The sequence below is a fragment of the Sphingomonas lacusdianchii genome (assembly GCF_022664395.1).
GTDB classification, from domain to species: domain Bacteria; phylum Pseudomonadota; class Alphaproteobacteria; order Sphingomonadales; family Sphingomonadaceae; genus Sphingomonas; species Sphingomonas lacusdianchii.
In genome coordinates this window covers 270,311-288,227 of the sequence record NZ_JAKRET010000002.1, presented here as the reverse complement: position 1 = coordinate 288,227, position 17,917 = coordinate 270,311, and the positions used below count along the sequence as shown (strand labels likewise).

Genomic DNA, 17,917 nt, shown 5'->3' with positions numbered 1-17,917 from the left:
GCAAGCGCTGGTATCTCGTTTCGCTACCGTGCCGTATAATCCGGCGCGGGTCGAAGGGGGATTATGCGCGGCGTCAAAGCCAGTTGCGGCGTGGCCGCGCTGTTCGTGCTGGGGGGCTGTAACCGGCATCAATCGGCGCTGACGGTTTTCGGGGAAGAGGCGGCGACCGTCCGTCACCTGACCATCGTCATGCTGGTCGGCGCGATCGTGATCGCCGCCGGCGTGGCCGCGCTGATGATCACCGCCGTCCGCGCGCCTGAGGGGCGGTTGACGCTGTCCAGCGGCATGCGCCTGATCGGCTGGGTCGGCGGCGTGGTGCCGGTGGTCGTCCTGCTCGGCCTGCTGCTCTACAGCCTTCCCGCGATGCGGCCGCTGCCGGTCGCGCAAGGCGATTTGCGCATCGCCGTCGAGGGCGAGCAATTCTGGTGGCGCGTCCAGTATCAGCCGCCCGGCGCTGCGCCGGTCGTCACCGCCAATGAGATCCGCGTGCCCGTCGGCCGCACCGTGCAGTTCGATCTGACCGCCGGCGATGTGATCCACAGCTTCTGGATCCCCGGGCTGGCCGGCAAGATGGACATGATCCCCGGGCGGACCAACCGCCTGATCGTTCGCGCGTCGAGGCCCGGTACGTTCCGCGGCGTCTGCACGGAGTTCTGCGGGCTCAGCCACGCGCTCATGGCGTTCGATGTGGTCGCCATGGAGCCGGCCGCGTTCGACGCGTGGCTGGCGAACGAGCGCCGCCCTGCCGCCCCCGCCGCCGCTACGGCTGCGGGCGCGCGCGCCTTCGCCGCCAATGGCTGCGCCGGTTGCCACGCCATTGCCGGGACCGACGCCGCCGGGCAGATCGGTCCCGACCTGACCCATGTCGGCAGCCGCACGTCGCTCGGTGCAGGCAACCAGCCGATGAGCCGCGCCGCGCTGGTCCGCTTCATCGAGGATGCGCCGGCGGTCAAACCCGGCGCGCGCATGCCCGCCTATCCGCAAATGTCGCGCCAAGATGCGCAGGCGATCGCCGCCTATCTGGAAAGCATGAAATGAGCCTGCACGCGCAAGACGACCCCGCGCTCCGCGCCGCGCAGGAGGACCGGCTCCGCGCCGTATGGGCACCGCCACAGGGACTGTTCCTGCGCTGGACCGACTGCAACAACAACCGGGTGGGCGTGTGGTACACGCTGACCGCCTTCTGCTTCATGCTGTTCGCGGGCGTTCTGGCGCTGATCATGCGGACACAATTGGCGGTGCCGGAGAACGATCTGGTATCGGCGAACACCTTCAACCAGCTGTTCACGCTGCACGGCTCGATGATGATGTTCCTGTTCGCCGTGCCGATGTTCGAGGCGGTGTCGATCATTCTCCTGCCGCAGCTGCTGGGCGCACGCGACCTGCCCTTTCCGCGCCTGTCGGCGTTCGGTTACTGGTCGTTCCTGCTGGGCGGGGTGTTCGTCGGCGGGTCGATCTTCTTCAACGCCGCGCCCGATGGCGGCTGGTTCATGTACCCGCCACTCACCACCCGCACCGACCTGTCGGGGCTGGGTGCCGATATCTGGATGCTCGGCCTGTCGTTCATCGAGGTGTCGTCGGTGGCCGCCGCCGTCGAGTTGATCGTCGGCGTGCTGAAATGCCGCCCGCCGGGGATGCGGCTGAACCTGATGCCGCTCTATGCGTGGTATATCCTCGTCGTCGCGGTAATGATCCTGTTCGCCTTCCCGCCGCTGATCGCGGGGGACGTGCTGTTCGAAATGGAGCGGTTGCTCAACTGGCCGTTCTTCGACGCGGCGCGCGGCGGCGATCCGTTATTGTGGCAGCACCTGTTCTGGATCTTCGGCCACCCGGAGGTCTATATCGTCTTCCTGCCGTCGATCGCGCTGTTCGCGATGATGATCCCGACCTTCGCCCAGCGCCACCTGCTCGGCTATCCGTGGATCGTGCTGGCGGCGGTCGGCACCGCGTTCCTGTCGTTCGGCCTGTGGGTCCACCACATGTTCGCGACCGGCCTGCCCAAGATCAGTCTCGCCTTCTTCTCCGCCGCATCCGAAGCGGTCGCGATCCCGACCGGCATCCAGATTTTCGCCTTCATCGCGACGCTCTGGGCGGGCAAGGTCAAATGGTCGACGCCCCTGCTCTACGCGACCGGCAGCCTCGCCATCTTCGTCATCGGCGGGCTGACCGGCGTGATGGTTGCGATCGCGCCGTTCGACTGGCAGGCACACGACACCTATTTCGTCGTGGCGCATCTCCATTACGTGCTGATCGGCGGCACGCTGCTGCCGCTGTTCGGCGGACTCTATTACTATTGGCCGCTGATTACCGGCAAGAAACTGTCCGACCGGCTCGGGCGCACCGCCTTCTGGACGTTGTTCGTCGGGGCGAACCTGACCTTCTTCCCGATGCATTTCAGCGGCCTGTACGGCATGCCGCGCCGGGTCTTCACCTATCCCAGCGAACTCGGCATCGATTATCTCAACCTCGCCTCGACGATCGGTGCCTATCTGTTCGCAGCCGGTACCGCGATCATCTGTTTCGACCTCGCCCGCTCGCCATGGCGGCAAAAGGCGCCGCGCAATCCGTGGAATGCCGGTACGCTCGAATGGCTGGCGCATCCCGATGACGAGGATTGGGGCATCCGTTCGGTCCCGCTGATCGAAAGCCGCTATCCGATCTGGGACCAGAAGGATTTCGTGAAGAAGGTCGATGAGGGCCGCTTCTTCCTTCCCGATGCCGAAGAGGGCCGGCGCGAGACGATCGTGACGACGGTGCTTGACGCGCGCCCGCTCTATGTGGTGCGGTTGGGCACGCCCAGTTGGGTGCCGATGCTGACCGCGATCGCGCTGGGCAGCGTCTTCATCCTGACCACCTATCATCTCTACTGGTGGTCGCTGGCCGGCGCGGTCGCGACATTGGGGTTCGTCCTCTACTGGCTATGGACCGGGACCGCCGAGATCCCGGAAAAGGACTGCAAGCCGATCGGGCATGGCATCGAACTGCCGCTCTATGTCTCGGGCTCGTCCGCGCCCGGATGGTGGGCGATGTTCATCACGATGATGGCCGACGCGACCGCCTTTTCGGGTTTGGTGTTCGGCTATTATTTTTTCTGGACGGTGCATCCCGAATTTCCACCTTCAGGTCCGGGCATGGACGGCCCCGGCAGTTTCTGGCCGATGGTCGCGCTGGCGCTGGCGGCATTGAGCTGGGGTACGACCGTGGCAGCGCGCGAAACCAACCGGCGCGGCATCGTCGGCACTGCGCGACTGTTGCTGGTCATTGGCATCGCCGCCAGCCTCGCCGGCATCTGGGCCGGGTTGCAGGGGCCGCTGACCACCGGGCTCGATCCCGAACTGCACAGCTATCCCGCGATCGTGTGGGTTCTGGTCATCTGGACCACCGCCCATGCCGGGGTGGGCGCGATCATGCAGGGCTATACGCTGGTCCGCAGCATCGCCGGGCGGATGACGCCCCGCTATGACGCCGATCTGCGGAACATCACCGTCTATCAGCATTTCATGGCACTGACCGCCATCGTCACCTACGCGACGATCGGCCTGTTCCCGGGGGTCGCATGAAACGCGGGCTGCATGGCATGGTCACCCGGCTGAAGGTGACGCTGTGGACGCTGATCGTCCCGCCGACCGTCTGGGCGGCGCATTTCCTGTTTTCTTATCTTTGGGCGGCGATCCATTGCGCGAAGGTCGGCGGCTTCCCCCGGTTGCCGATCCTCTACGCCGTCGGCACCATCGTCGCGCTGCTGCTGATCGCCGGTGCCGGGATCATCGCCCACCTCCAGTCGCGCGTCCCCGGCGACACCCCGCCGCACGAGGAAGGCACCGACAGCGACCGCATGCGCTTCCTCGCCTTCTCGACCGTGCTGCTCGCCGCGCTCAGCTTCGTCGGCGTCCTCTTCACCGCAGCGCCCGTGCTGTTCCTGACGGATTGCCGATGAGGCGCGTCAGCCTGATCGCGGGACTGATGCTGTTGCCGATCGGTTGGGCGGCGGCGGCACAGGCGGGCATGGTCGGGCATATGGCCGGACACATGATCGCGGTCGCGGTCGCAGCACCCCTGATCGCCTTCGGCCTTGCCGGCAGTGGCTATGACCCGGCGCAGCGCTGGCCGCATATCGTCACCCCGCTCGCCATGTCGCTGGTCGAACTGGCCACCGTCTGGGGGTGGCATCTGCCCGCGCTGCGCCTGCTCGCCGACAGCAATATCGCGGCGATGATCGTCGAACAGGCGATGTTCCTCGCCGCCGGATGGCTCCTCTGGGCGGCGGTGCTTGGCGCTGGTCCCGATCGCCGTGCGGCGGGCGTAGGGGCGTTGCTGCTGACCTCGATGCACATGACGCTGCTCGGCGCGCTGATCGGCCTTGCCCCCCGCCCGCTCTACCCGGCGATGGCGCATGGGCATCACGACGCGCTTGCCGACCAGCAACTGGGTGGGGTCGTGATGCTGCTGGTCGGTGCCGCCAGCTATTTCCTCGGCGGCCTCGCGCTGCTCGCCACTTTACTGCGCCAACCGGAGCCGCAGCCATGACCATCCGCCTGACGTGGAAGCGCGTCATCGTCACGCTGCTCGGCATCTTCGCGCTCGGCATGGCCTATGCGTGGTCGGGGCTGTTCAACGTCGCCGCGTCGTCGGGCCATTGGGCGATCACCGACTGGTTCCTGCACTGGGTCATGCGCAATTCGGTGCAGACCCGCGCCGCCTTTTCGACACCGAAGGAGGCGAAGGACGATAGCGGGCTGGTGAGCGCGGCGGGCTATTACGCATCGTCCTGCGCCTCGTGCCATGGCGCGCCCGGCGTGCGTCCGCTGCCGCTGATGCAGAAGGCGACGCCCCCCGCCCCCGACCTGTCGAAGAATGCGAAGGAATGGACCGACCGGCAGCTGTTCTGGATCCTCGAACATGGCGTGAAGTTCAGCGGCATGCCCGCCTGGGCGGCGAAGGATCGCCCGGACGAGGTCAAGCGCATGGTCGCCTTCGTCCGCCTGCTGCCGACGATGACGCCCGAGCAGTATCGCGTGCTGGCGGGCAGCAACGCGCAAGGCTTTGGCGCGGCCAATGGCCGGTTCGACAGTTGCGCCGGATGCCATGGCAGCGACGGCCTGGGTCGCGGTCAAAAAGATATCCCGATCCTCGCCGGACAGGACCCCGCCTATCTTGCCGCCGCGCTCGAAGCCTATGCCACCGGCAAGCGCCAGAGCGCGGTCATGTCGAACGCCGCCGCGCAGTTGACGCCGGAGGAACGCATAGCCCTCGCCCGCCGCTTCGCCGCCATGCCCGGAATTGCGCCCGGACGCGGCGGCAACAGCGACGTCGCCGCCCGCCGGATCGTCGAGCGCGGCCTGCCCGACAAGCAGCTTCCCGCCTGTCGCAGCTGCCATGACGCCGCCGGCGACAAGCGCTTCCCGGTGATCGACGGCCAGCGCGCGGTCTATATCGCCGAACGCCTGCGGCACTGGCGCGGCGAGAAGGAGGTGGTCGACGCGCGCAAGGATCAGGCGACGATGCCCGTCATTGCCCGCCGCATTCCGGAGGATATGATCGAACCGGTCGCGCGCTATCTCGCCGGCGAATGAGCGGCCGGGGCCATTGCCAGCACCGTGCAGGGCGATAGGGTGCGGCCGATGGCGCCCCTGTTCGAACTGGACCCGCAAACGCTGCTGCGCGCCTATGCCAGCGGCATCTTTCCGATGGCCGACGATCGCGACGCGCCCGGCATCTACTGGGTCGAACCGAAGCTGCGCGGCATATTGCCGCTCGACAGGTTCCATCTGTCGCGCTCGCTGCGCAAGCTGATCGCGGCCGATCGCTACCGTGTCACCGCCGACCATGCGTTCGAGGATATCATCCGCCTGTGCGCCGAAAGCGCCTCCGACCGGCCAGAGACGTGGATCAACGGCACCATCGAACAGTCCTTCATCCGCCTGCACGAAATGGGGCTGGCCCATTCGGTCGAGATCTGGGACGGCCAACGCCTTGCCGGCGGGCTGTACGGCCTTGCGCTCGGTCAGGCATTTTTCGGCGAATCGATGGTCAGCCGCGCCCCCAGCGCATCGAAGGTCGCATTGGCATGGCTGGTCGCACGGCTGCGCGTCGGCGGCTTCAAACTGCTCGATTGCCAGTTCCTGACCGACCATCTGGCAACGATGGGCGCGGTCGAGGTGTCGCGCAAAACCTATTCGGTGCTGTTGGCCGGTGCGCTGGGGTTCGATTCGGTGGGGGCTTCGGGGCTCGCCACCGCCGCGTTCGACGCGCTCGACCGACGCGGCGTCGTGCCCGACGATGCCGCGGCGGCACCCGCCGATACCGTGTCCGGCCCCCTGTCGGGAAAGGACATCGTGCAGCTCTTGGGCCAGACGTCGTAGATCGGGTGGAGCACGACGTTCAGCGCCGGACGCTCCTTGAACAGCCAACCCGAAAAGGGCCGCCGCCATTTGGCATCCGCGCCCAGTACATCCACCTGCACGAACGCGCCGGTATATTGCTCCTGCTCCCACGGCGCGGTGCGTTCGCAGGCGCGCAGACGGACGATCACGTCGCCGACGCGCGTCGCCTGTCCGGGCTTTAGCGTCAGGTCGCGGGTTTCGCCGTTACGCTTGTTGAGCAGGCCGACGACCGCGACCCGCTCGGCCATCGGCGTCGCCCCGGCCAGCAGGTTGCTGTCCAGCCCGGTATCGACGCTGACCACTTCCGGCGCACCCGGATTGGGACGAACCGTGTCGGGTACCGCGATCTCGGCCGAGGCGGGCCGCGTCGTTTCCGCCGGCCGATGCCAGCGTTGCCAGCCGAACCAGCCCGCAACCGTCAGGATCAGGACGATCGCCAGCCCGACCAGCCAGCGGCGTGAATTCACGCGTCGGGGCTCCACGCCTCGTAATCACCGGTTGCCCGGACGCGCGCGCCACCCTTGTCGAGAACGCCCGGCGGGCGATAGGCGAGCGCGGTGCCGGTCTGGTTCTCGACCGGCGGCTGCTGCCATTGGCGCACCGGCGGCAGCGATTCGTCGGGCGTGCCCTCGATCTGATGGTGCAGCCAGCTGAACCATTCGGGCGGCACGCGGCTCGCATCGTTCGATCCCGAATAGATCACCCAGCGGCGCGGATTGCCCGCGGTGTCCCGACCGCCCTGGTAATAGACGTTGCCGAGATGGTCGGTCCCGACCTGCGTCTTGCCGCGCAAGCCGAGCCAGGTGCCGAAGGTGGCACCATTCCACCAGGTGAAGACGTTCGCGAGGATTCCCATGCGCGCTCGCTTAGCGCCTGCCCACGCCCGCGACAATGGGGCGGATCATTTCCACGTCACCTTGTCGCCCGCGGCGATGCCCAGTTCGCCCGCCCGTCCGCCGGCAATCTCCAGCACCGCCGCGATCGGCTCGCCCGATTCGACCTTGGCCTGCGAAAACGGCACGGCATTCTCGCCGATGGTCGCGATCGTGCCGTCGGCGCGGATGAAGATGATGTCGAGCGCGTTCGGCGTATTCTCCATCCAGAAGCTTGCCGCCTTGGGCGGTCCGCCGTCGGGGGGATAGGGCGCGAACAACATTCCCGCATCGGGCGCCAGTCGCGCACGGTACATCAACCCCTGCTGCTGCTGCGCCTCGTTCGCGGCGACTTCCGACTTGAAGATATGCGCCTTGCCATCGGCGGTGGTGATCGTGACCGGCTTGATCGTCATGCCATGTTCCGACACCGTTTCCCTGGCTGCGGTTTCACCCTTGCAGCCACCGATCGCCGCCAGCAGCGCAACCGCCGCCAGCCCCGAAAATCGCAAACCTGTCACGCCGTCACTCGCCCGTTTCGACCGCAATGGCCATCGGCCCCTTTTGCCCCTCGACGATGCGGGCGACAAGCCGCTGATCGGGTTCGACTTCCTCGATGCCGCCGCGGCGCAGCGTCTCCATATGGACGAACACGTCGCCGGCTTGGCCATCGCGGACCAGAAAACCGTATCCTTTCAGCCGGTTGAACCATTTGACCGACACCGGTTCGAACGGCCCTGCCTGTTCGGCCAACGCCATCCGGTCGGGCCGTTCGACCGCGCGGCGGACCGGTTCGATCGCCAGCGACAGGTCGATCTCAAGGATTTCGACCGCCTGCATTCCGCGGCTGCGTCGGGCGGCATTGCACAGGACGATCGCGCCTTCGGGCAGGGTGCGGCGGCCATGCGGCTCCAGCACGGAAAAATGGATCAGCACATCGCCCAGGCTGCTGTCGTCGGCCACCGCGAAGCCGAAACCGCGCGTGACGTCGAACCATTTGACGACACCGCGAACCGACGTGACCACATCGTCGCGTATATGGGACACCGCCGCTGCCGCCGCCGGCGGAACCGCGCAATCATCGGCAATCGTTCGCGCTTCCAGACGCATCGTTGCTTACCCCCTGACCCCCTTTGTAACACGATGTTTCACGAACGCGACGGTTTCTTTGAAATTTACCAATCGCCCGCCGACTCATCCGCGTCACCGGGCGCCATGGCAGCGATTCGGCGAGACAGCGTCGGGGCATGGCCGGCGCGGACCATCGCGGCGACCTGCTTTTCGCGGCGGTCGCGCTCGACCGGTTCGGCAGCGAACGGGCCGATCCGCTTGCGCCGGGCAAAGGCCATGGCCGACGCCTCCGCCCCCTCGTCCAGCGTATCGACCACCGCGTCGCTATCGTCCATCGCCACGCCCGCATGCCGTAGCGCGTCGCGCACCCGCCGCGCGCCCAGCCCCCGCCGCGTCATCGCGGCCGCCCGCGCCTCGGCAAAGGCACGGTCGTCGACATAGCGCAGTTCGGCCATGCGGTCGGCCAGTGCCGCGACATCGACGACCCCGTCCGCCCCCCGCTCGCGCAACTTGCGCGTCAGATAGGCGACCAGCTTCGCCCGCGTCGTTGCATATCGTTCAACATACCGTAAGGCAGCCCGCTCCAGAGCGGGCTGATCGAGCGGCGGCAAGGGTCGGCGCGGGTCACGGGGCATGCGCCATGTTTGTGCCACACTGCGTCGCGATTTTGAAATCAACTGTGCCGGGCGACACTTTGCCGCTATGGCGACACGCTTCGAACGCCGCGAACGCGTGCGAACGGTGCCGAGAGTTGGACAAGAATGACGACGAATCTTGAAGGAAGTGTTGCAATCGCGCTGGAAGCGACTCCGACGGTCGATGCCTTGCCGCGCCGGTTCGCGGACTTCGCGACGCTGGGTGAGGCGATGGATTACGCCGCGCAGGGCACGCGCGGGCTGAATTTCCACGACGCGCGCGGCACGCTGAAGCGCGCCTATCCGTTCCGCGAAATGCGCGCGGATGCGCTGCAACAGGCGTATCGCCTGATCGCGAAGGGCGTGCGACCCAACGACCGCATCGCGCTGATCGCCGAAACCGGTGCCGAGTTCGCCGCCTTGTTCTTCGGCGTGGTCTATGCCGGTGCGTGGCCGGTGCCGCTGCCGCTGCCGACATCGTTCGGCGGGCGCGAAGCCTATGTCGAACAGCTCCGCGTGCAGCTGGACAGCTGCGATCCGAAGACGCTGTTCTACCCCGCCGAACTGGAAGCGATGGCCGGGGAAGCCGCGCGGATTGCCGGCGTCGAAGGAATTGATTGGGAAAGCTTTTCGGCAAAGGATGCGCCGGTCGCCGACCTGCCGCGGGCGTCGACCGACGACATCTGCTACCTGCAATATTCCAGCGGCTCGACGCGTTTCCCGCATGGTACGGAGATCACGCATGCGGCGCTGCTCAACAATCTGGCGGCGCACAGCCACGGCATGGAACTGGTCGAGGAAGATCGCTGCATCTCGTGGCTGCCCTGGTATCACGACATGGGGCTGGTCGGCTGTTTCCTGTCGGTCGTCGCCAATCAGGTGTCGACCGACTATCTGAAGACCGAGGATTTCGCGCGGCGTCCGCTCGCATGGCTCGACCTCATCACCCGCAATCAGGGTAATTCGATCAGCTATTCGCCGACCTTCGGCTACGACATCTGCGCGCGGCGCATGTCGAGCCAGACCAAGGCGGCGGACCGGTTCGACCTGTCGCGCTGGCGGCTGGCGGGCAATGGCGCGGACATGATCCGTCCCGACGTGATGCAGTCGTTCGTCGACGCCTTTGCCGATGCCGGGTTCAAGGCGTCGGCCTTCCTGCCGTCCTACGGCCTTGCCGAAGCGACGCTGGCGGTGGCGATCATGCCGCCGGGCGAAGGGATCATCGTCGAGCTTGTCGAGGAAACCGAGCTTTCCGGACATGCCGGCCGCGCCGACCGGCCGCAGCGCTACCGCGCGATCGTCAATTGCGGAAAACCGGTCCGCGACATGGCGATCGAGATCCGCGAAGAGGACGGCACGCCGCTTCCAGAGCGCGCGATCGGCAAGGTGTGGTGCAAGGGGCCGTCGCTGATGAGCGGCTATTTCCGCGATCCAGAAGCGACCGCCGCCTGCATGGTCGATGGCTGGCTCGACACGGGTGACATGGGTTATCTGTCTGACGGATATGTCTATATCGTCGGCCGGGCGAAGGACATGATCATCGTCAACGGCAAGAATCACTGGCCGCAGGACATCGAATGGGCAGTCGAGCAATTGCCGGGGTTCAAGGCCGGCGACATCGCCGCCTTCGCCATCACCACGCCGGGCGGCGAGGAAACGCCTGCCGTCCTGGTCCAGTGCCGCGCATCGGACGAGGGCGAGCGCCAGCGGCTGCGCGAGGAAATTCGCGAGCGCGTACGGTCGGTTACCGGCATGAACTGCGTCATCGAACTCGTCCCGCCGCGCACCCTGCCCCGCACCTCGTCGGGCAAGCTCAGCCGCGCCAAGGCCCGCAAGCTGTATCTGGAAGGCGAGATCAAGCCCTACGCTATCGCCGCCTGATCGTTCGGCGCGGCATTTTTCGCTTTCCTACAAGCGGCCGCTCCCCTAACCACAAATCGGCCTTGCCCTTCCGGTTCGTCCGGGATACAGGCCGCGTCCGCACACGAGTGTAGCTCAGCTGGTAGAGCATCGGTCTCCAAAACCGAGGGCCGGGGGTTCGAATCCCTCCACTCGTGCCAGCGCACCGCCGCCGAGAGGTCATACGGCGCGCTGTCGACAACGGGATCGTCAGGACCTTCCGGATGCTGCCTTGCCTCCGCGAGCGCGGCACGATCGAAAGACGATCACGCAACGCATCCCCGCCCTTGCCCCTTGTCCGCTAACGCATTGGCGCATAACCACGGCGGGTCCGATCGACGACGGGCCGAGCAAGGACGGGTGCGGGATATGACGACGGACACGTTGGACGAGCGGATCCAGCTATGCGAAATGCTCCGGCGGGTCGCAGCCGAGGACCGGGATGCGCTGGGCGAACTGTACCGCATGACGTCGGCGCGGCTGTTCGGCATCTGCCTGCGCATCTGTGGCGACCGCAGTTCGGCCGAAGACGTGTTGCACGAAGTGTACACGATCATCTGGAAACGGGCGGGCGCGTTTCAAGTCGGATCGATCTACCCGATCGCGTGGCTGGCGACGATCGCGCGCAACCGGTCGATCGACTGGGTTCGGGCCAGCGGCCGGAGGGCGACGCGTCCGATCGAAGAGGCGGTCGACGTCGCCGACGAGCGGCCCGATCAGCGCGTCGCGGCCGAACGCGCCGAAACCGTGCAGCGGCTATATGACTGTCTGGACGAGTTGAGCGCGCCGCAGCGTGACGCGATCCGTACCGCGTTCGTCCATGGCATGACCTATGCCGAAATCGCCGACGCCCGCGACGTTCCGATCGGGACGATGAAGAGTTGGGTTCGACGCGGGTTGTTGCAATTGCGTGGATCTGTCGGTGATGCCTGATCCTGATCCCGATATGATGGCGGCCGAGTTCGCGCTCGGGCTGCTGGAGGGCAGCGAACAGGCGACGGCATTGCGCCGATCGCTGTCGGACCCGCATTTCGCCCGCGAGGTCGAAGGGTGGCGGCATCGGTTCGCGGCGATGTTCGACGAATATCGCGCGGAACCGGCACCCGCGTTCCGCATCGACCGGATCCTTCCGGCGGCGACGACGGCGGCTACGGTACCGCGGTCGCGGTTCCGGTGGGCGTTCGTACCCCTGGCCGGGGCTATCGCGGCATCGGTGGCGCTGCTGCTGGCCCGGCCCGACGCGCCGGTCGCGCCAGTGCCGGCGCCTCCGCCGCAACAGACGATGCTGGCCGTCCTCGTGCCGACCGACCGGAACGGAACCCCCTTCGCCGCGTCGATCGATCTCACCGATCGCGAGGTTCGCGTCGTTGCCGCCGGACTGGCGCGCGAGGGCAAGGACGCACAGCTGTGGATCATCCGCGACGGCGTGCCGCATTCGATCGGCCTGCTCGACCGCACCGGCGCCACGCGGCTGATGCTGCCGGCCGCCGAGGGTACCCTGCCGAAGACCGACGAAGTGCTGGCGGTTTCGATCGAGCCGCTGGGCGGTTCGCCGATCTCGACGCCGACCGGCCCCGTCGTGGCGAGCGGGCCGCTGTCGCGGACCTAGGGTCGGATGACAAGACCCTGACCCGTTCGTCCTGAGTAGCCATTGCGCTTGTCGAAATGGCGTATCGAAGGACCGTCTTGGCCAAGTGCTTCGATACCGGTCTTCGACTTCGCTCAGCCCCTACTCGGCACGAACGGTTCTGCCTGTTGTCATCACGCCATAGCGCTCGCCAGCGTCGGATATCGTCAGATCGCCTTGGCCAGCGGTTCGGGCTTCTTTTCGTCGGGGAGCGTCTGCGCCAGATGCTGATGCACCATGCGCGCATTGAACGGTTTCGAGATGAAGGTCGCCCGGGCCGGCATGTCGCCTTCTTCCGGCAGCACATGCCCCGATGCGATCACGATTTCGATATGCGGCCATTGTTCGTCGACATGGCGTGCCAGCGTGAAGCCATTGGTCGATCCCGGCATGTCGACGTCGGAGAACAGCAGGACGATGCTTTCCCAATGTTCGGCCAGCACGCCTCTCGCCTCGTCGCCGTCCATCGCTTCGTGCACACGAAACCCGGCTTCCTCCAGAATGATCGTCGTATCCATCAGGATGAGGGGATCGTCGTCGACGACGAGCGCGAAGGGGACGGTGGAGAGGGTCATGCCGCTTCAACCGTTCGCGCGGCCACATGTTGCGGCAAAAGCGACAGCGACGGCGATTGGCCGGCAGGGACCGGGCGTGCACCGATCGCGACGGTCGAAACGGTAGCTCGCCCGGTTTATGCGGTTGCGCGGCCGTCACGTTCCATGCTTTAAGCCCGGCGCGATCAGCGGGCTGGTCCGCGATATCGCTCGCTGCGACCAACCGCACCCCGCGCCGACCCCGAATGGATGCCGACGATGTTTCGTGCGCTGTACGACTGGACGCTTCGCCTTGCCAACCATCGGCACGCGGTCCGCAGCCTTGCCGTCGTCAGTTTCTGCGAAAGCTCGTTCTTCCCGATCCCGCCCGATGTGGTGCTGGTCCCGGTCATCCTGCAGCATCGCAGTCGCGCCTATCAGATCGCGGCGATCTGTACGATCGCGTCGGTGATCGGGGGTATGGTCGGCTATGCGATCGGCTATTTCCTGTGGGATACGGTCGGGGCGTGGGTCATCAACCTGTACGGGTTGCAGGACAAGGCAGCGAAGTTCCAGGCCGGGTTCGCGCAGTATGGCGCGGCGATCATCCTGCTGAAAGGATTGACGCCGATCCCGTTCAAGCTGGTGACGATCGCGTCGGGGCTGGCCAAGTTCAACTTCGCGATGTTCGTGCTGACCGCGACCATCACCCGCGCCTTCCGCTTTTTCCTGATCGCCTTCCTGCTCAAGAAATATGGACAGCCGGTGCAGGCGTTCATCGAGAAGCGGCTGACGCTGATCGGCACGCTGCTGGTCGTCGCGCTGGTCGGCGGGTTCGCGGCAGTCAGTTTGCTCTGAACCGGACCAAAGTATGGGCGACTTCGTAACCCTTATACGATAACGGCCGCCATCCGACGCGACAACCGCGCGGACCGAAGGGGGATTATCGATGAAGTTTCAGGCAGCGGCCGTGTTGGCCGCAACCATGGCGTTCGCCCAGCCCGCCGTCGCGCAGGTCGCACCGACCGCGCCGCAGACCTATCCTGAAATGCGCGAGCGCCTGCCGCGCAATCCGCTGCAGGGCCTGCGGATCGAGGCGATGGTCGGCTATGACCGGCTCGAAGGCAATTACTTCGAAGACAACACCAAATATTATGACGGCTATGACGGCATCGGCTATGGCGGCGAGATCGGCTACGACTTCGCCGTCAGCCGCAAGGTGCTGCTCGGCGCCTATGCCGGGATCGGCAAGTCCACCCAGAAGCAGTGCGACCCGATTTTCGGTGGCGACCAACTGTGCCAGAAGGCCGGCACCGCGCAATATGCGGGCGTCCGCGTCGGCTTCCCGATGGGTGTTCGGTCGCAGCTCTATCTGCGCGGCGGCTATTCGAACGCCAAGCTGAAGCTCGATTATGATGCGCCGGGCACCGAGCTCGATTTCGCGACCAACGAGAATTACAACGGCTATCATATCGGTGCCGGCGCCGAATTCGGCGTGGGCGGTGGCGCCTATCTGAAGGGCGATGTTGCCGCCACCCAGTATATGACCAAGGAGACGCTGTATGACGGCGTCAATTTCATGCGCGTCCAGGCGCGGGTCGGGATCGGCGTCCGCTTCTGATCGGCCACGGGGCGGCGGTGGTGCCGCCCCGTTCTCCCCTGCGCTTGCTTCCTTCGCGCTAGATCGCTAGATACCATGCCCAATCCGACAGCGTGGATGGGCAGCGCCGGTTTCCAGAAGGAACCGGACGGGGCCTTGTGTCCCGCGGTCGGTCAAACCGTTAACGAAGGTCAGGCACGTGGCGAAGGTTACCCCAGTCGAATTCATGCGGCAGGTCCGGGCCGAAACCGCGAAGGTGACGTGGCCGACGCGGCGCGAGACGGTAATGACCGCGGTGATGGTCGTCATCATGACGACGCTGCTCGCGCTGTTCTTCCTCGGCGTGGATTCGGCGTTCGACGCGATCGTCAAGGCGCTGCTGAAGCTCGCCCAGTAACCGGCCCGTCCCCTACCCCCTTCGAATAGTCCAAAGGATACGCATGTCGCGCTGGTACATCATTCACGCCTATTCGGGGTTCGAGGGCAAGGTCCGCGATTCGATCCTCTCCGAAGCGACGCGCCTCGGCCTCGACCATGCGGTCGAAGCGATCGAGGTCCCGACCGAGAATGTGACCGAAGTCCGTCGCGGCAAGAAGGTGCAGTCCGAGCGCAAGTTCATGCCGGGCTATGTGCTCGCCAAGCTCGACCTGAGCGACCAGGTCTATCACCTCGTCAAGAATACGCCGAAGGTCACCGGCTTCCTCGGATCGTCGGGCAAGCCGCAGGCGATCAGCGAGGCGGAAGCCACCCGGATGCTCAACAGCAAGGAAGAGGCCGCCGCCTCGCCCACCAAGCAGAAGATCAAGGTCGATTTCGAGATCGGCGATTCGGTCAAGGTGCTGGACGGCCCGTTCGCGAGCTTCAACGGCGTGGTCGAGGAACTGGACTTCGACAAGTCGAAGGTGAAGGTTTCGGTGTCGATCTTCGGGCGGGCAACGCCGGTCGAACTGGATTTCGAGCAGGTGGAACGAAGCAAGTAAGGCGAACGCCTGACTTGCTGTCCGCACGCAGTTAGCGCCAGCTAACTGCGAGACGGCGGACACCGGCCGGCGGGTGCAACCCGACCGACGTTAGCGGCGTAGGGTGAAGGCCCTGCGCCGTTTTTGTTATTGCAACCGCTTCGTCTTAATGTAGTTATGACGATGCAGTCCGCTTCGGTCACCTCGGGAGGTGCGCCAAATAGCAAGCGACTGTTGGACAGGAGTTACTATGACAAAAACTTTGACGCGCGATACGTTCGCGTTCGCCTATCGTGTGTGTCGCAATATTAGCTCACCTGAGGATGAAGCTGCAGGTCGGCGAGTTTATTCGGGCCAAGCAGCTGCGTCGGCCGTCCTAGATTTTGAGGATGACGAAAACGTACGCGAGTATCTCGTGGACGCAGCCGGCAAGCAAAAGCAATCTCCTACGCTAGTCCACCAAGCAATACGCAAAACTTTAAAAGATCACTCCGACCAGTTTAACATTTTGAACGGCGGAATGGTGCTTGTTGCGCGAGGCGGAAAGATTGATGACACTAATAAGATTTTACACCTCGTTAGCCCGAGCATAATTAACGGATCACAAACTCAAGGCGAACTGCGTCGGTTTTTCGCAGATGGCTTTGATCCCGATAATGACTTAGATCCTAGCGTGAAGTTCGAACTGATTATCACATCCGATGATGACCTAATCGCAGAAATATCTATTGCGCGCAATTTTCAGAATGATGTCCGTGCTATTTCTATTGCCGGACGCCGAGGACAACTCGACGAGCTGGAAGAAGCAATGCAGGAAGTTTATCCTGACATGCTTTTGCGAAAGTCTGAAACAAATATTGTAGCGCAGGATGGAAAATATCTCGACACCGAGAAATTGATACAAGTAACGTTTGCGCTGATGCCTGACGAGGTATTGCGATCGATTGATCGGCTCGACTCGACTAGTAAGGTTTTCACTTATTCTCAAAAAACACGCTGCCTGAAACTTTTTCAGCGTATTGCTGAAGAGAATGGTGACACCTATAGTGCATTTTTGAACCTCGCTCCTGTAGCTTGGCAACTGTACGAACACTGGAAATCGCATCAGGGGTTTAAGGGAACCAGGATACGTTCCATTGAACGCGCGGATGGCAAAGTTATCGAAGTACCGGACGGTGTTATCTTTCCGATAATCGCCGCCCACTCGGAGTTCGTAACTAAGCACAAAGGTGAATGGGATTTATCGAAACCGAAAATGTTTTCGGACGATGAATTAATCGAAGCAGCGAAACAAGCATACATGGAAATAGCAGGTCATAACCCAATGAGTATGGGGAAGAGCAAAGCCTGCTATTCGACGCTCTCGCATATTACTTCGATCTACGCCCGATTAGCAAAACGGGCGAAGTAAGTATGGAATGAAGCTCGGCTGTTTACGACATGCCGGGCTTCTAACCCTCACCCCTTCCGCAACGCAATCTCCAACGCCACCTCCCACCCGCCCGGCTCCCACTGCGTCCTGCGGCCACCCCGCCGCCACTCCAGCTGCGCATATTCGACCATCCGCATCTCCTCCTCGGCCAGCAGCAACCCGGCGCGATAGTCCTTGGCCTTGCGCTCGAGATACGCGGCGTTGCTCTCGCCGCGCTTCGGGGCAAGGTCGGGTTCGGCGAGGCCCTTCGCCCGCTTGTCGTTCCACGCGATCATCTGCATCGCCTGATGCACGGTCATCGCCGGGATCGGCGGGAGATCGTTGTGCTGCCAATGGTCGTGGACGTTCGCTTCGGGCAGCGAGCTTTCGAGCAGCGCCAGTTCGAGGCGTTCGGACCCCACCGCCAGCGCGACGCGCATTTCGCGGGCGAAACCGGGATTGTTGCGCGCACGGGCGTAGAAGCTGGAGTGCGCGAAGCCGGCGGCCGCGGCGGAGAGGCGGACATTGGCGGTGGCGCTCAAGGCGGCGAGGAAGCGTTGTTCGGCGTCGCGGTCGATGGTCCGCGTTTTCGAGACGCGCAGTTGCAGGCGGCCTTTCGAGCGGACGACGCGCGCCGGCCCTTCCGTCTGCTCGGGCTTGGCGAGGCGGGCGGCGGCGAGGGTCAGCGCCGCCTCCCAGCGCTGGGCGAAGTCGGGGTCGGCGTTGCGACGCTTGGTGAGCATCGAGCGGTTGAGGCCGGTCACGCGCGCGGCGTCGCGGGCATTGCCGCTGCGCTCGAGTTCGGTCAGGAACGCGGCGTTCTGCAGGGCCTGTTTGCGGCTATAGGGGCGTGGGGCGGAGGCTGGCATGACCCCATCGGATCAGGCGAAATCCTACATTGCAAGGGGGGCCGCTTTGCGCTAAGCG

Annotated in this window: 20 protein-coding genes, 1 tRNA gene and 1 pseudogene; 15 read left to right on the top strand and 7 right to left on the bottom strand. The window is 64.8% G+C overall.

Annotated elements, in window-relative coordinates; genetic code table 11:
* Positions 1–63 precede the first annotated feature (63 nt).
* The 6 genes from coxB to aat are packed head-to-tail and all read left to right on the top strand — an operon-like array spanning position 64 to position 6,362.
* Entirely contained in the window at positions 64–1,038 is a 975-nt protein-coding gene (gene coxB, locus MF607_RS04110) for a cytochrome c oxidase subunit II (RefSeq protein WP_242116172.1), read from the top strand.
* Positions 1,035–3,560 (top strand): cytochrome c oxidase subunit I, encoded by a 2,526-nt coding sequence (gene ctaD / locus MF607_RS04105; protein WP_242116171.1) that lies wholly within the window; start codon positions 1,035–1,037, stop codon positions 3,558–3,560. Before coxB ends, ctaD begins: the two co-directional genes overlap by 4 nt.
* A complete protein-coding gene (locus MF607_RS04100; protein WP_242116170.1) occupies positions 3,557–3,937 on the top strand; it encodes a hypothetical protein in 381 nt (126 codons plus the stop codon). Before ctaD ends, MF607_RS04100 begins: the two co-directional genes overlap by 4 nt.
* Entirely contained in the window at positions 3,934–4,527 is a 594-nt protein-coding gene (locus tag MF607_RS04095) for a cytochrome c oxidase assembly protein (protein ID WP_242116169.1), read from the top strand. The genes MF607_RS04100 and MF607_RS04095 overlap by 4 nt, the downstream gene beginning before the upstream one ends.
* Entirely contained in the window at positions 4,524–5,573 is a 1,050-nt protein-coding gene (locus MF607_RS04090; protein ID WP_242116168.1) for a c-type cytochrome, read from the top strand. The genes MF607_RS04095 and MF607_RS04090 overlap by 4 nt, the downstream gene beginning before the upstream one ends.
* Before the next feature lie 48 nt (positions 5,574–5,621).
* Positions 5,622–6,362, top strand: a complete 741-nt coding sequence (aat, locus tag MF607_RS04085; protein WP_242116167.1) for a leucyl/phenylalanyl-tRNA--protein transferase — start codon at positions 5,622–5,624, stop codon at positions 6,360–6,362.
* Positions 6,363–6,397: 35 nt separating this feature from the next.
* Here the strand turns inward: aat and MF607_RS04080 are convergent.
* The 5 genes and pseudogenes from MF607_RS04080 to MF607_RS04060 all read right to left on the bottom strand — a co-directional run.
* A pseudogene (locus MF607_RS04080) lies at positions 6,398–6,631 on the bottom strand (DUF2155 domain-containing protein); the annotation flags it as partial.
* Between the two features lie 215 nt (positions 6,632–6,846).
* Positions 6,847–7,239, bottom strand: a complete 393-nt coding sequence (locus MF607_RS04075; RefSeq protein ID WP_242116166.1) for an NADH:ubiquinone oxidoreductase subunit NDUFA12 — start codon at positions 7,237–7,239, stop codon at positions 6,847–6,849.
* A gap of 45 nt (positions 7,240–7,284) precedes the next feature.
* Positions 7,285–7,776, bottom strand: a complete 492-nt coding sequence (locus MF607_RS04070) for a DUF192 domain-containing protein (protein WP_242116165.1) — start codon at positions 7,774–7,776, stop codon at positions 7,285–7,287.
* A 4-nt stretch (positions 7,777–7,780) separates the two neighbouring features.
* Positions 7,781–8,365, bottom strand: a complete 585-nt coding sequence (locus MF607_RS04065) for a cold-shock protein (protein ID WP_242116164.1) — start codon at positions 8,363–8,365, stop codon at positions 7,781–7,783.
* 65 nt (positions 8,366–8,430) lie between these two features.
* Positions 8,431–8,961: a regulatory protein RecX gene (locus MF607_RS04060; protein WP_242116163.1), complete on the bottom strand. Its 531-nt coding sequence runs from the start codon at positions 8,959–8,961 to the stop codon at positions 8,431–8,433.
* Positions 8,962–9,087: 126 nt separating this feature from the next.
* Here MF607_RS04060 and MF607_RS04055 point away from each other — a divergent pair, with 126 nt between their 5' ends.
* From MF607_RS04055 to MF607_RS04040, 4 genes are all read left to right on the top strand, one after another.
* The gene (locus MF607_RS04055) at positions 9,088–10,842 is read left to right on the top strand and encodes a fatty acyl-AMP ligase (RefSeq protein ID WP_242116162.1); all 1,755 of its coding nucleotides are present in this window, start codon (positions 9,088–9,090) and stop codon (positions 10,840–10,842) included.
* Positions 10,843–10,945: 103 nt separating this feature from the next.
* Positions 10,946–11,021, top strand: a tRNA-Trp gene (locus MF607_RS04050).
* 208 nt (positions 11,022–11,229) lie between these two features.
* On the top strand, positions 11,230–11,793 hold the full coding sequence (locus MF607_RS04045) for a sigma-70 family RNA polymerase sigma factor (RefSeq protein WP_242116161.1): 564 nt from the start codon (positions 11,230–11,232) through the stop codon (positions 11,791–11,793).
* Entirely contained in the window at positions 11,786–12,469 is a 684-nt protein-coding gene (locus MF607_RS04040) for an anti-sigma factor (protein WP_242116160.1), read from the top strand. Before MF607_RS04045 ends, MF607_RS04040 begins: the two co-directional genes overlap by 8 nt.
* A 185-nt stretch (positions 12,470–12,654) precedes the next feature.
* Here MF607_RS04040 and MF607_RS04035 read toward each other — a convergent pair whose 3' ends face one another.
* Positions 12,655–13,062 carry a response regulator gene (locus tag MF607_RS04035; protein ID WP_242116159.1) on the bottom strand — a complete coding sequence of 136 codons (408 nt, stop codon included), beginning with the start codon at positions 13,060–13,062 and terminating at the stop codon, positions 12,655–12,657.
* Between the two features lie 228 nt (positions 13,063–13,290).
* Here MF607_RS04035 and MF607_RS04030 point away from each other — a divergent pair, with 228 nt between their 5' ends.
* The 5 genes from MF607_RS04030 (at position 13,291) to MF607_RS04010 (ending at position 16,990) form a co-directional block, all read left to right on the top strand.
* Complete coding sequence (locus MF607_RS04030) at positions 13,291–13,878, top strand: YqaA family protein (protein WP_242116158.1); 588 nt, start codon at positions 13,291–13,293, stop codon at positions 13,876–13,878.
* A gap of 91 nt (positions 13,879–13,969) precedes the next feature.
* Positions 13,970–14,641 (top strand): porin family protein, encoded by a 672-nt coding sequence (locus tag MF607_RS04025; protein WP_242116157.1) that lies wholly within the window; start codon positions 13,970–13,972, stop codon positions 14,639–14,641.
* A 178-nt stretch (positions 14,642–14,819) separates the two neighbouring features.
* On the top strand, positions 14,820–15,017 hold the full coding sequence (gene secE / locus MF607_RS04020) for a preprotein translocase subunit SecE (protein ID WP_056454132.1): 198 nt from the start codon (positions 14,820–14,822) through the stop codon (positions 15,015–15,017).
* A gap of 43 nt (positions 15,018–15,060) precedes the next feature.
* Positions 15,061–15,600, top strand: a complete 540-nt coding sequence (gene nusG / locus MF607_RS04015) for a transcription termination/antitermination protein NusG (protein WP_055759843.1) — start codon at positions 15,061–15,063, stop codon at positions 15,598–15,600.
* A gap of 229 nt (positions 15,601–15,829) precedes the next feature.
* Entirely contained in the window at positions 15,830–16,990 is a 1,161-nt protein-coding gene (locus tag MF607_RS04010) for an AIPR family protein (protein WP_242116156.1), read from the top strand.
* A gap of 47 nt (positions 16,991–17,037) precedes the next feature.
* Here MF607_RS04010 and MF607_RS04005 read toward each other — a convergent pair whose 3' ends face one another.
* Positions 17,038–17,859, bottom strand: coding sequence for a hypothetical protein (locus MF607_RS04005; RefSeq protein WP_242116155.1), 822 nt, complete (start codon positions 17,857–17,859; stop codon positions 17,038–17,040).
* Between the last annotated feature and the right edge of the window lie 58 nt (positions 17,860–17,917).

What these genes read in the sequence shown, in the direction of transcription:
- coxB (WP_242116172.1), top strand. Translation starts at nt 64, where the DNA reads ATGCGCGGCGTCAAAGCCAGTTGCGGCGTGGCCGCGCTGTTCGTGCTG.
- ctaD (WP_242116171.1), top strand. Translation starts at nt 1,035, where the DNA reads ATGAGCCTGCACGCGCAAGACGACCCCGCGCTCCGCGCCGCGCAGGAG.
- MF607_RS04100 (WP_242116170.1), top strand. Translation starts at nt 3,557, where the DNA reads ATGAAACGCGGGCTGCATGGCATGGTCACCCGGCTGAAGGTGACGCTG.
- MF607_RS04095 (WP_242116169.1), top strand. Translation starts at nt 3,934, where the DNA reads ATGAGGCGCGTCAGCCTGATCGCGGGACTGATGCTGTTGCCGATCGGT.
- MF607_RS04090 (WP_242116168.1), top strand. Translation starts at nt 4,524, where the DNA reads ATGACCATCCGCCTGACGTGGAAGCGCGTCATCGTCACGCTGCTCGGC.
- aat (WP_242116167.1), top strand. Translation starts at nt 5,622, where the DNA reads ATGGCGCCCCTGTTCGAACTGGACCCGCAAACGCTGCTGCGCGCCTAT.
- MF607_RS04075 (WP_242116166.1), bottom strand. Translation starts at nt 7,239, where the DNA reads ATGGGAATCCTCGCGAACGTCTTCACCTGGTGGAATGGTGCCACCTTC.
- MF607_RS04065 (WP_242116164.1), bottom strand. Translation starts at nt 8,365, where the DNA reads ATGCGTCTGGAAGCGCGAACGATTGCCGATGATTGCGCGGTTCCGCCG.
- MF607_RS04060 (WP_242116163.1), bottom strand. Translation starts at nt 8,961, where the DNA reads ATGCCCCGTGACCCGCGCCGACCCTTGCCGCCGCTCGATCAGCCCGCT.
- MF607_RS04055 (WP_242116162.1), top strand. Translation starts at nt 9,088, where the DNA reads ATGACGACGAATCTTGAAGGAAGTGTTGCAATCGCGCTGGAAGCGACT.
- MF607_RS04045 (WP_242116161.1), top strand. Translation starts at nt 11,230, where the DNA reads ATGACGACGGACACGTTGGACGAGCGGATCCAGCTATGCGAAATGCTC.
- MF607_RS04040 (WP_242116160.1), top strand. Translation starts at nt 11,786, where the DNA reads ATGCCTGATCCTGATCCCGATATGATGGCGGCCGAGTTCGCGCTCGGG.
- MF607_RS04035 (WP_242116159.1), bottom strand. Translation starts at nt 13,062, where the DNA reads ATGACCCTCTCCACCGTCCCCTTCGCGCTCGTCGTCGACGACGATCCC.
- MF607_RS04030 (WP_242116158.1), top strand. Translation starts at nt 13,291, where the DNA reads ATGCCGACGATGTTTCGTGCGCTGTACGACTGGACGCTTCGCCTTGCC.
- MF607_RS04025 (WP_242116157.1), top strand. Translation starts at nt 13,970, where the DNA reads ATGAAGTTTCAGGCAGCGGCCGTGTTGGCCGCAACCATGGCGTTCGCC.
- nusG (WP_055759843.1), top strand. Translation starts at nt 15,061, where the DNA reads ATGTCGCGCTGGTACATCATTCACGCCTATTCGGGGTTCGAGGGCAAG.
- MF607_RS04010 (WP_242116156.1), top strand. Translation starts at nt 15,830, where the DNA reads ATGACAAAAACTTTGACGCGCGATACGTTCGCGTTCGCCTATCGTGTG.
- MF607_RS04005 (WP_242116155.1), bottom strand. Translation starts at nt 17,859, where the DNA reads ATGCCAGCCTCCGCCCCACGCCCCTATAGCCGCAAACAGGCCCTGCAG.